This window comes from Peristeroidobacter soli, from assembly GCF_004138485.1.
GTDB lineage: Bacteria > Pseudomonadota > Gammaproteobacteria > Steroidobacterales > Steroidobacteraceae > Steroidobacter > Steroidobacter soli.
On record NZ_ML142848.1, the window covers coordinates 1201628 to 1212996 of the forward strand.

Sequence of the window (11369 nt, forward strand, 5' to 3'; positions counted from 1 at the left end):
CAGCCCATGCAGTCCCGCTGGCCGCACTTCCTGGAGGACCTGGGAGTGCTGCTGTGGGCTTCGTTTCTCGCGGCATGTGTCGCCACGCTGGTGTTCTTCGGATTCTTCGACCCACAACTGCTCGTGGATGATGCCGCGCCGCCTGCGTGGCTGGCCGATCGTCGCGCCGGCTACACCGTCGGCTTTTTCTTTTTCTGGATGATGTCCGCTATCGCCAGCTTTCTCACCGCCTACCTGATCGAGACTCGAAACGGCGCGGCGGACAGGGAACCCCGATGAACCCCGCGCGCGCTCCGCAACCCGTCAGCAATGACGGCGGCCTTTATATCGCCCACCAGAAAGTGTATCCGCGTGAAGTCGCGGGGCGCTTCAACCGCCTGCGCGTCGCCGCCACCATCGCGCTGCTCGGATTGTTTTATGCGATGCCGTGGCTGCAATGGGACGGCCGCCAGGCGGTGCTGTTCGATCTGCCGGCCCGCAAGTTTTATATCTTCGGCCTGACGTTCTTTCCGCAGGACTTCTTCCTGCTGACCTGGCTGCTGATCATCGCGGCCTTGTCGCTGTTCTTCTTTACCGCCCTGGCCGGCCGCCTGTGGTGCGGCTTCGCCTGTCCGCAAACAGTGTGGACTGAAATCTTCGTCTGGATGGAACGCTGGACCGAAGGCAATCGGCAGCAGCGCATGCGGCTCGACAAGTCGGCGTGGTCCCCTGAAAAAGTGGCGCGCAAGGCCGCCAAGCAAGTGCTGTGGATCACTTTCGCGCTCTACACCGGCTACACCTTCGTCGGCTACTTCACGCCGGTGCGCACGCTGACAGGCTCGGTGCTGACAGCAACCGTCGGTGGCTGGGAACTGTTCTGGATTCTGTTCTACGGCTTCGCCACCTACGGCAACGCCGGCTACATGCGAGAGCAAGTCTGCAAGTACATGTGTCCGTATGCGCGCTTCCAGGGTGCGATGTTCGACCGTAACACCCTGGTTATTTCTTACGACACCAAGCGCGGCGACCCGCGCGGCTCCCGCGCGCGCAATGTCGATCCGAAGAGCAAGGGTCTTGGCGACTGCATCGACTGCAAGCTGTGCGTGCAGGCGTGCCCGACCGGTATCGACATTCGTCAGGGCTTGCAGCTCGAATGCATCGCCTGCGCCGCGTGTATCGACGCGTGCGACGACGTGATGGACAAGATGAACTATCCGCGCGGCCTGGTTCGCTACACGACCCAGAACGCCATGGATAACCAGCCCACTCGCGTCATCAGGCCGCGCACCATCATTTACGCCACAGTGCTGCTGGCGCTGGTCGTCGGATTCGGTGTGGCGGTCGCGAATCGTCATCTGGTCGAGATCGACGTGCTCCGCGACCGCAATGCTCTGTACCGCTCCATCGAGGGCGGCCGGGTCGAAAACGTCTACACCGTGCGTTTCATCAACAAAGACACGCGTGAGCACGCGCTGCGCATCGGCGCCGAAGGCATCGACGGCCTCACTGTCGACACCGATCGCGACTTGCAGCGAGTCGGCGCTGGTGAAGTCGTGAGTGTCGCGGTCCGTGTGCGAGCACCGAGCAACGCGATCAGCGGCGGCCGGGACATCCAGATCGTGGTTCATTCCGACGATGGCGCCATCGAAGCCAAGTCCAAGGCGCGCTTCATCGCTCCGGTGGCTCGATGAACATCTGCTTCCACTGCGGCGAGCCGCTGCGAGGCTCGACGCTGATTGCACGCGTCGAGCAGCGCGACGAGCCTGTGTGTTGCAGTGGCTGTCAGGCCGTCGCCGAGCTGATCGCCGGCACCGGCCTCGGTGATTTCTATCGCTACCGCGACGGCAGCTCCGTTCGCCCCAGCGAAGGGACTCAGACGGACAAGTGGCGGGTCTACGCCGATCCGCAGTTCGCGGCCCAATTCACCCAGACCGCGCCGGGACAGACATCCGTCACGTTGCTCATCGAAGGCCTGCGCTGCTCGGCGTGCAGCTGGCTGATCGATCAAGTGTTGCGTCGACACGCTGGCATTCACGATGTGAGCGTGAACGCCGCGACGGGCCGAGCGAGCGTTATCTGGGACAGCACGAAGCTGAACCTGGCCGATGTCATGCGCACCATCGCGCAGCTCGGGTATGTGCCGCATCCGGTCACGGATGAAACCGTCACTCGGGCGTTACGCCAGGAGCGACGCGACAACCTCAAACGCCTGGCGGTCGCGGGCTTCGGCATGATGCAAGTCATGATGTTCGCCGTCGCCGTCTACTCGGCCCAGCTCGCGAACGAAGTCATGGAGCCGTCGCTGCTGAACTACTTCCGCTTCGTCAGCCTGCTGGTCGCGACGCCCGTCATGTTCTACGCCGGCGCGCCGATTCTACTGAGCGCCTGGAACAGCTTGCGAAGCCGCTCGATCGGCATGGACGTTCCGGTGAGCATCGCACTGGTGCTCGCTTATGGCGCGAGCGTCTGGAACACGTTCAACGGCGCCGTCGGCGAGGTGTACTTCGACTCGGTCACCATGTTCATTTTCTTCCTGACGCTCGGCCGCTTCGTGCAGATGAGCGTTCGTCAGCACACCGCCGGCGTCACCGACGCCTTGGCGCGGCAGTTGCCGTCCATCGCTCACCGCATCGACGCGGACAGGATCGAAGATGTGCCGGTGACCTCGCTGCGTGTCGGCGACCTGATCCAGGTGCGCCGAGGCGAGGTGCTGCCGGCCGACGGCCAGCTGCTCGATACCGAAGCTCACATCGATGAAGCCATGCTGACCGGTGAGTCGCTGCCGGTCCGGCATCAAGTGGGCCAGCGCGTAGTGGCGGGCACCATCAACGTCGACGGTCCGATCAGCATCAGGATCACCGCGCTGGGTGGAGACACGGCGCTATCTCACATCGTGGCACTGATGCAGCGAGCGCAAACCTACAAGCCGGCGCTGGCTCGCAATGCCGACGCCGCTGCCGGCAAGTTCCTTGGCTATGTGCTGATTGGCGCCGGACTCACCTGCGCGGCATGGCTGGCGATCAACCCGGCGCAGGCATTCGCTGCCACGCTGGCCGTGCTCGTTGTCGCCTGTCCATGCGCCTTCGCCATCGCCATGCCGGCGGCACTCGCCGCTGCGACGGCCAGCCTCGGACGCCACGGCATCCTGCTGACCGATCCCGATGCGCTCGAAAGCCTGGCGAAAGTGGATCACATCGTGTTCGACAAGACCGGCACGCTGACTCGCGGCGAACTGCACGTTTCCAAGTGTCTCTCCATGGGCGGTCTCAACGACTCTCGATGCCTGCAGATCGCGGCACTGCTCGAACGAGCCTCCGAACATCCGCTGGCCCGTGCGTTCGTGCCCTATCTCGACCAGGGGACCGTCGACGATCTGCGGACCGTCGCAGGCCGCGGCGTAGAGGGACGAATCGACGGCCGCCTGTATCGCATCGGCACCCCTGCCTTCGTCGCGGAGCTCCGCCAGGAACAGCAGCAGTCATCGTCGCCGGCCGAACTGATTGGCAGCGTCATTGCACTCGGCGATGAGAAACGCGCGCTCGCATGGTTCGAGCTGACCGACTCGCTCCGACCGGCCGCGGCCAGCGCCGTCAACCAGCTGCGCTCGCTGAACATCGAACCTCAGATTCTCAGCGGCGACGCTCATGGCGCCGTCCAGGCCGTCGCTCAGCAGTGCGGCATCGCCGAATCCTTCGCGCGGCGCACGGCGAAAGAGAAGCTGGCGCACGTGCTGAATCTGCAGAAAAACGGCAAGCGCGTTGCCGTCATCGGCGATGGTGTCAACGACGCGCCGGTATTGGGCGCAGCCAATGTTTCCATCGCGATGGGCCGAGGCGCGGCGCTGGCTCATGCCAGTGCCGGATTGGTGCTGGTCAGTGACAATCTGGCCGCGCTTCCGGAAGCCGTGCTGCTCGCACGTCGCACTTTGCGAATCGCGAAACAGAATCTGCTGTGGGCCGCGATCTACAATCTAGGCTCGATCCCGCTGGCTGCGCTAGGCTTCATTCCGCCGTGGCTCGCGGCGCTGGGCATGTCGCTCAGTTCGGTCGCTGTAGTATTGAATTCAACTCGACTGTTGCCGCGGGCGACTCGCAAGACGACGCCACCGGCCATGACATCCGCTCACCTGCGGGAGACGACGGCATGAGCATTCTGTTCGTTCTGATTCCGCTGAGCCTGGCGCTGGTGGTGTTCGCCGGCTGGGGCTTCTTCTGGGCCGTCAACACCGGTCAGTTCGACGATCTGGAATCGCCGGGCTGGGACGCGCTGCGCGACGACGCGCCGCCGGCGGAGAAACCGAACCTCGATGGCTGACGCGACCGACGCCATCAGTCTGTCGGCTGCGTTCATTGCCGGCGTCGCCGGCAGCGCTCATTGTTTCGCCATGTGCGGCGGCTTGGCGGGCGCGCTCGGCATGCGAGCGCGCACTACCGCGACGACTCCTCGTAGCGCGTTCACCAACGCGCTGTCCTATCACGTCGGCCGGCTGAGCGGCTATGCGATGGCTGGCGCCATCTGCGGCTTGATCGGCGCCTCGCTGCAAGCGGTGCTCGATCTCGCCAGCATCGGAGCGACGTTACGCGTCGCCAGCGGCGTGCTGTTGATGTTGATCGCCTTGCGAATGCTGTCGCCGTGGAATCCGCTGCGATGGCTGGAAACGTTGGGTGCAAAATTCTGGCGTCGGCTGCAGCCGTTCACCCTCGGCACCGGCAAATTGACCGGTCACACCCACGCCATCGCGCTCGGCTTTCTGTGGGGCTGGCTGCCGTGCGGCCTGGTCTACTCGATGTTGTTGTTCGCGGCGTTCAGCGGCCACGCCTTGAATGGAGCGGCGATTCTATTGGCGTTCGGTCTGGGCACGCTGCCGTCGATGCTGACCAGCAGCGTGCTCGCCTCTCAGATGCAACGTTTCCTCAAGAGTCGCTGGCCGCGATTTGCCAGCGGCACGCTACTGCTGCTGTTTGGCGCCTGGATGATCTGGGTGTCGATACCCGCGGGCGGCCACGCGCATCATCATTGATTCAATCGAGCCAGCGCCGCTTCGAGATTCTCACAGAAGTTCTCCGGACCGATCAGAGCGACGATGCCGGCACGACGCAGTTTGCCGGCCACCCGTTCATTGGCGCCGGTCAACATCACGCGCACCTTGCGTCGCTGCAGACCGCGGATCACTTCCTCCAGCGTCTGCAGCCCGGTGATGTCCATGAACGGCACCCAGCGCAGCCGGATGATGAGCACTTCCGGATCGGTGCCGGTGCTGGCCAGCGCCCGCTCGAAATTTTCCACGGCGCCGAAAAAGAACGGTCCTTCCACCGCGAAGGCCAGCACGCCCGGTGGAAAACTCAGCCCCCGATGCGCGAACTCGCGGCTCAGGTCCTGATGGGTCTGCTGTTGCACTTCCACGCTGCTCGACATCCGGCGCAGGAAATGCAGCGTCGCGACGATCACACCGATATTGACGGCGACCACCAGGTCCACGAATACCGTGAGTCCAAACGTCACCAGCAGCACGACCACGTCGGCCGGCGGTGCCCGTCGAACCATTTTGACGACGTGGCTCGCCTCGCTCATGTTCCAGGCGACCACGAACAGAATGGCCGCGAGTGCAGCCAACGGGATGTGCACAGCCAAGGGCGCGAGCGCGAGCACGATCAGCACCAGCGTCAACGCATGCGTGATGCCGGCGATCGGGCTGGTACCGCCGTTACGAACGTTGGTCGCCGTTCTGGCCAGCGCGCCGGTCGCGGCGAAACCGCCGAACAACGGCGCCGCGATGTTGGCGATGCCCTGTCCGATCAGCTCCTGATTCGAATCGTGACGAGTGCCGGCCATGCCGTCCGCGACCACGGCGGATAGCAGCGACTCGATAGCGCCGAGCATCGCGATGGTAAACGCGGGCCCGATCAGCTCGATGACACGGTCCACCGTGATTGCCGGCATGTGCAGCGCAGGCAGGCCGCGTGGAATTCCGCCGAACGCCGAGCCGATGGTGGCCACGCCTTCGATATGAAACATCGCCTGCACGATTGTGGCGAACAACAGCCCGAGCAGTGGTCCTGGCACACGCTTCAGAGCGGACACCTTCGGCGCGAACAGCACGATCAGCAGCGTCCCGGTCGCCAGCGCGGTCGTGCCGAGCTGTGCTTGTGGAAGCACCTCCAAAGTGTGCCAGAGCTTCTGATGGAAGTGCCGCCCCTCCACCACCGGCAGGCCGAAGAAGTCGTGCCACTGACCTATCCAGATGACGACGGCGATACCGGCGGTGAAGCCCAGGATCACCGGATCGGGAATGAACTTGATGATGGCGCCGAGCCGGGCAAGACCGAGCAGCAGCAACATCACGCCCGCGAGCAGCGTGGCGATTTGCAGGCCGTCGATGCCGTGCTCGGCGGTGATGCCCGAGAGGATGACGATGAACGCGCCGGTGGGTCCGGCGATCTGCAAGCGGCTGCCGCCGAACACCGATACCAGCAGTCCGGCGACGATGGCCGTGTACAGGCCCTGCTCGGGCTTGGCGCCCGAGGCGATCGCGAACGCCATGGCCAGCGGCAGGGCCACCACGCCCACGACGATGCCGGAGACGATGTTTCGTGCCCAGTGGGCGCGCCCCAGCAGGCCGGCGCGCTGTGCCTCCAGAATCGCAATCATCGAGAATGTTCCCTGAATCCCAGGCAAGGGATGCCCCGCAAGATTATGCGGCAGCGCCTCGGCCAGCAAACAACCAATGCCACGGATTCCATAGGTGTCAGTCCCTAGTGACGCGCCCGCTGCTCGTGCGGGACCCTCGTTCAGGCATGAGGCGGATGCCTAATCCCGGCTCGGACCGGCAATTCATGATGATCCGTTGTGACAGCGGCACACGCCATTGCCGCGCATCTGTCCGATAGTAGGCACATGCCATTGTCCGCTTTCATCGGCGCCGGTTCGCTCTCTCAGCGACGGCGCGCGCAAATGCAGGGCAAGCCCCTGCCCCGGACCTGGTACCGGCCCCTGCAGTTGCTGTGCTCGTTCCTGGCTCGTCCCTTCGTGGGCGGGCTGCGCGGCCGCGTGCACGAGCTCGAAAGCGAGCTCGACGTGCTCAACAGTTGCAGCATCGTGTCCACCACCGACGGCGGCGGCCGCATCACCCATGTCAACGAGCTGTTCTGTAGCGTCAGCGGCTACTCGCGAGAGGAGCTGATCGGCCGCAATCACAACGTGATCAACTCGGGCATTCACCCCCGCAAGTTCTTCATGAACATGTACCGGAACATCGCCACCGGTCAGCCCTGGCGCGGCGAGATCTGCAATCGCGCCAAGAACGGCGAAGACTTCTGGCTGGACATGACCATCATCCCGACCACCGACGGCTCCGGCCGGGTGGTCCGCTACACGTCGGTGTGCATCGACATCACGGAACGCAAGCAAACCGAGGAGACGCTGGCTCGATTGCGTGAGCGCCATGCACTGGCCATCGACGGTTCCGGCATCTGCCTGTGGGATTGGGATCTGGTGCGGAACTCGGTGGAGCTCGACGGCAACTGGGCCGCGATGCTCGGCTATGCCAGTGAAGAAGTGGCGCACACCTCGCCGGACTTCTGGAATCGCAACATGCATCCGGACGACCTGGCCAACAAGCTGCATCAGATCGAACGGCACTGCCAGGGCGAAACGGCGTACTTCGAAAGCGAGGCACGCATGCGTCACAAGGACGGCCACTGGGTGTCGCTGCTGATTCGCGGCGCGGTCAACAAGCGCGATCCGAACGGACTGGCGCTGCGACTCTCGGGCACGGCCATCGAGATCTCACAGCTCAAGCAGGCCGTGCGTCAAGCGGAGCAGTCCGAGGCACTGCTCAAGACCGTCATCGACCTGCTGCCGCAGCGGGTGTTCTGGAAGGATCGCGAAGGCCGCTTCCTCGGCGCCAACCGGAATTTCAAATCCGATGTGGGCGTGGAGAACATCGTCGGCAAGACCGATGGCGAAGTCCCCTGGGCCGGCGCGCAGCCCGACGGCACTCAGGAACGGCACATCATGGAACATCGCCAGCCCGTGCTGAACCACGCACAACAGCTGACCCTCGGCGACCACATCGAGTGGCGCACCACCAGCAAGGTGCCGCTCATCGACGCGCGCGGTGAGGTGTGGGGCGTGTTGGGCACGTATCAGGACATCACGCCGTACAAGATCGCCGAAGCCGAGCTGATCAAGGCGCGCAACGCCGCCGAGGACGCGAGCAAGGCCAAGAGCGAATTCCTGGCGACCATGAGCCACGAGATCCGCACGCCGATGAACGGCGTGATCGGCTTCACCGAGCTGCTGTTGCAAACGCCGATGAATGCCGAGCAACAGTCGATGGCCAGCACCATCCGCGATTCCGGCCGGGCGCTGATGACCATCATCGACGATATTCTGGATTTCTCGCGCATCGAGGCGGGCCGGGTGTCGCTCGAGCTGTCCAAGGTCGATGCGAAAAAGATCGCGAACGACGTGCTCGCGCTGTTGCGTCCGCGCGCAGCCGAGAAACAACTGGAATTCGACGTGCAGTGGCCGCCGGGCCTGTCCGCCACGGTGCTCGGCGACGCCGGTCGCGTGCGTCAGGTACTGGTGAATCTCGCCTCGAACGCGGTCAAGTTCACCGAAGCCGGTCGCGTCACCATTCGCGCCGTGGACGCCGACGGCATGTTGCGCCTGGAGGTCGAAGACACCGGCATCGGCATCACGCCCGATCAATTGTCTCGCCTGTTTTCCAAGTTCACCCAGGCCGACTCGTCCACGACTCGCAAATACGGTGGCACGGGGTTGGGCCTGGCGATCTCCAAACAGCTGGTGGAATTGATGGGCGGTCAGATCGGCGCGCACAGCCAGTCCGGCGTCGGCTCGACGTTCTGGTTCACGTTGCCGACGGCTCAGCGCAGCGAGCTGACCGCGACGAACCGGGTTCTCAAACTGGATGCGCGGCTGGAAGCGGGCGAGCAGCAGCCTGCGAGTACGTCACAGCCGCGAGTTCTGGTGGTCGAGGATCATGCCGTCAATCGCATGCTCGCGACCCGCTTGCTGGCCAGGCTCGGCTGTGAAGTGGAAATCGCCGAGAACGGTGTGATTGCCTGCGAGCGCACCTTGCAACAAACCTACGATCTGATCTTCATGGATTGTCAGATGCCGGAGATGGACGGCTTCGAAGCGACGCGCGTCATTCGCGAGCGGGAGCAGGCCGCCGGCCGACATACGCCCATCGTCGCACTCACCGCCAATGCCATGAGCCAGGATCGCGACCGGTGTCTGCAGGCGGGCATGGATGACTACATCACCAAGCCCTATTCCGTCACCGACTTCGAGCGGACCTTGCAGCGCTGGTGCAGCCCTCAGGCGTTGCCCGCGATGGGCATGGAGAAATAAACCGTCGCCCCGCGCCCTTCGGCACCCTCCGCCCAGGTGCGGCCGCCGTGACGCTGCACGATACGTCGCACGTTCGCCAACCCCACGCCCGTGCCTTCGAAGTCCTTCTCCGCATGCAGGCGCTGGAACACGCCGAACAAACGATCGGCATATTGCATGTTGAAGCCGACGCCATTGTCCTTGACGTAATAAACGACTTCATCGGTACCGACGTCGGCGCCGATCTCGATCTTGGCCGGATCCCGCGGCCGCGTGTACTTCACGGCGTTCGCCAGCAAATTCACCCACACTTGCTTCATCAGCTGCGGATCCCCCACGGTGTCCGGTATGGAGCGCCGCTGCCAATCGATGTGCCGATCGTTCAACTCCGGCCCCAGCTCCTGGAAGGTTTCGTCGATCAGGTCGTCCATGCGAATGCGTTGTCGATGCATGGCGGCGCGTCCGATACGTGAGAACGCCAGCAGATCGTCGATCAGCCGTGTCATGCGCAGGGCCGCCTTCTGCACGGTCTGGACGTGCCGCCGTTCTTCCGGGTTCAGCTTGGCGCCGGCCGACGCTTCGAGCATCGACACATAGGAATGAATGTGACGCAGCGGCATGCGCAGATCGTGCGAGACCGAATGACAGAACGATTCGAGGTCGGCATTGGCGGCCGACAGATCGTCGTTCTTCTCGCGCAGGGCACCGTTCAACTCCGTGACCTGCTCGGCGATGCGGACACGTTCGTTGATTTCCTGCTGCAGCTCGTAACGCGCCTTGTCCAGTTCGACGAACACCGCCACTTTCGCGCGCAACACCTCCGGCTCCAGCGGCTTCATCAGATAATCCACCGCGCCCGCCGAGTAGCCGCTGAACACCATCTCCGCCGTACGCATCATGCCGGTGAGAAAGATGATCGGCGTGGCCCGCGATCTTTCGCGTGCGCGAATCAACGCCGCGGTTTCGATGCCGCTCATGCCCGGCATCTGCACGTCCAGCAGGATCACGGCAAAGTCGTATTCCAGCACGCACTTGAGCGCCTGCTCGCCGCGCCGGGCCGTGATCAGATTCTGGCCCAGCCCTTCCAGCACCGCTTCCAGCGCGTCCAGGTTCGCCTGCTCGTCGTCCACCAGCAGGATGTTCGATTTGTAAACCCCTTTGCCCATCACCGAAATCCTCCGTTTCCCCGCCTCGCCGCTCAACACACCTTGCGATACAGGCGGTGACGCCGCGACAACAATTCATAGTGCGATTCATGCCGGGTCAGATGCAGCGACTCACTCTGGCCCAGCCCCAGAAATCCCAGTCTCACCAGACTGTCGCTCAGCAGCTGATGCACGCGGTAACGCAATGCCTCGTCGAAATACATCATCACGTTGCGACAGAAAATCACGTGGAACTCATTGAACGAGGCATCGCGCGCCAGGTCGTGACGAAACACGGCGATCCGATCCAGCACCGCGGGATCGATCACGGCCGCAGTCTTGCCGCGGCTGTAATAGTCGGACAGCGCGCGTATGCCGCCGGCCGCGCGATAGTTCTGTTCGTACTCCTCGAGCGCCGCCAGCGGCAGCACCCCGGCGCGAGCCTGCTCCAGCACGACCTCGTTGAGATCGGTCGCGTAGATGCGGCAGCGGTCGTACAGGCCTTCCTCACGCAACAGAATCGCCAGCGAATAGGCTTCCTGTCCGGTGGAACAGCCGGCGACCCAGAGCCTGGGATACGGATACGTGCGTAACAACGGCACGACGCGCTCACGAAACAAACGAAAAAACGACGGGTCGCGAAACATGGTCGTCACCCGCAGCATGAGCCGGTCGAGCACATGCGACAGAAAGCGCGGGTCGTCACGAATGCGATCGCTCAGCTCTGCGATGCCCGACAGGCCTTCGCCGCTGATCAGGCTGCGCAGGCGCCGGGTCAACGCGCGCTTGCCGTAACCGCTCAGGTCCACGCCGCTGAGATCGAACAGCCGGTCGAGGAACTGATGCAACTCTGGTCCGGCGGCATCATGACCGTGCGTATCCACCGGG

General features: G+C 63.8%; 9 protein-coding genes. 6 read left to right on the top strand and 3 right to left on the bottom strand.

What is annotated here, in order from left to right; translation table 11 throughout:
* Positions 1 to 6 precede the first annotated feature (6 nt).
* The 5 genes from EKO19_RS04990 to EKO19_RS05010 are packed head-to-tail and all read left to right on the top strand — an operon-like array spanning position 7 to position 4999.
* On the top strand, positions 7 to 279 hold the full coding sequence (locus tag EKO19_RS04990) for a hypothetical protein (RefSeq protein ID WP_129775269.1): 273 nt from the start codon (positions 7 to 9) through the stop codon (positions 277 to 279).
* The gene (gene ccoG, locus EKO19_RS04995) at positions 276 to 1670 is read left to right on the top strand and encodes a cytochrome c oxidase accessory protein CcoG (protein ID WP_129775270.1); all 1395 of its coding nucleotides are present in this window, start codon (positions 276 to 278) and stop codon (positions 1668 to 1670) included. The genes EKO19_RS04990 and ccoG overlap by 4 nt, the downstream gene beginning before the upstream one ends.
* Positions 1667 to 4126 (top strand): heavy metal translocating P-type ATPase, encoded by a 2460-nt coding sequence (locus tag EKO19_RS05000; RefSeq protein ID WP_129775271.1) that lies wholly within the window; start codon positions 1667 to 1669, stop codon positions 4124 to 4126. The genes ccoG and EKO19_RS05000 overlap by 4 nt, the downstream gene beginning before the upstream one ends.
* Positions 4123 to 4293 carry a cbb3-type cytochrome oxidase assembly protein CcoS gene (gene ccoS, locus EKO19_RS05005; protein ID WP_129775272.1) on the top strand — a complete coding sequence of 57 codons (171 nt, stop codon included), beginning with the start codon at positions 4123 to 4125 and terminating at the stop codon, positions 4291 to 4293. The genes EKO19_RS05000 and ccoS overlap by 4 nt, the downstream gene beginning before the upstream one ends.
* Positions 4286 to 4999 carry a sulfite exporter TauE/SafE family protein gene (locus tag EKO19_RS05010; protein WP_129775273.1) on the top strand — a complete coding sequence of 238 codons (714 nt, stop codon included), beginning with the start codon at positions 4286 to 4288 and terminating at the stop codon, positions 4997 to 4999. Before ccoS ends, EKO19_RS05010 begins: the two co-directional genes overlap by 8 nt.
* Here EKO19_RS05010 and EKO19_RS05015 read toward each other — a convergent pair.
* On the bottom strand, positions 4993 to 6627 hold the full coding sequence (locus tag EKO19_RS05015) for a SulP family inorganic anion transporter (RefSeq protein WP_129775274.1): 1635 nt from the start codon (positions 6625 to 6627) through the stop codon (positions 4993 to 4995). The genes EKO19_RS05010 and EKO19_RS05015 overlap by 7 nt on opposite strands.
* 246 nt (positions 6628 to 6873) lie before the next feature.
* Here EKO19_RS05015 and EKO19_RS05020 point away from each other — a divergent pair, with 246 nt between their 5' ends.
* Positions 6874 to 9357 (top strand): PAS domain-containing hybrid sensor histidine kinase/response regulator, encoded by a 2484-nt coding sequence (locus EKO19_RS05020; RefSeq protein WP_129775275.1) that lies wholly within the window; start codon positions 6874 to 6876, stop codon positions 9355 to 9357.
* Here the strand turns inward: EKO19_RS05020 and EKO19_RS05025 are convergent.
* A complete protein-coding gene (locus EKO19_RS05025) occupies positions 9324 to 10502 on the bottom strand; it encodes a sensor histidine kinase (protein WP_129775276.1) in 1179 nt (392 codons plus the stop codon). The two genes, EKO19_RS05020 and EKO19_RS05025, sit on opposite strands and share 34 nt — an antisense overlap.
* A 32-nt stretch (positions 10503 to 10534) precedes the next feature.
* The gene (locus EKO19_RS05030; protein ID WP_129775277.1) at positions 10535 to 11365 is read right to left on the bottom strand and encodes a CheR family methyltransferase; all 831 of its coding nucleotides are present in this window, start codon (positions 11363 to 11365) and stop codon (positions 10535 to 10537) included.
* Positions 11366 to 11369 lie beyond the last annotated feature (4 nt).

Excerpts from the sequence above, each read along its gene's own strand:
- ccoS (WP_129775272.1), top strand. The coding sequence starts at position 4,123 with ATGAGCATTCTGTTCGTTCTGATTCCGCTGAGCCTGGCGCTGGTGGTG.
- EKO19_RS05015 (WP_129775274.1), bottom strand. The coding sequence starts at position 6,627 with ATGATTGCGATTCTGGAGGCACAGCGCGCCGGCCTGCTGGGGCGCGCC.
- EKO19_RS05010 (WP_129775273.1), top strand. The coding sequence starts at position 4,286 with ATGGCTGACGCGACCGACGCCATCAGTCTGTCGGCTGCGTTCATTGCC.
- EKO19_RS05000 (WP_129775271.1), top strand. The coding sequence starts at position 1,667 with ATGAACATCTGCTTCCACTGCGGCGAGCCGCTGCGAGGCTCGACGCTG.
- EKO19_RS05020 (WP_129775275.1), top strand. The coding sequence starts at position 6,874 with ATGCCATTGTCCGCTTTCATCGGCGCCGGTTCGCTCTCTCAGCGACGG.
- EKO19_RS04990 (WP_129775269.1), top strand. The coding sequence starts at position 7 with ATGCAGTCCCGCTGGCCGCACTTCCTGGAGGACCTGGGAGTGCTGCTG.
- ccoG (WP_129775270.1), top strand. The coding sequence starts at position 276 with ATGAACCCCGCGCGCGCTCCGCAACCCGTCAGCAATGACGGCGGCCTT.
- EKO19_RS05025 (WP_129775276.1), bottom strand. The coding sequence starts at position 10,502 with ATGGGCAAAGGGGTTTACAAATCGAACATCCTGCTGGTGGACGACGAG.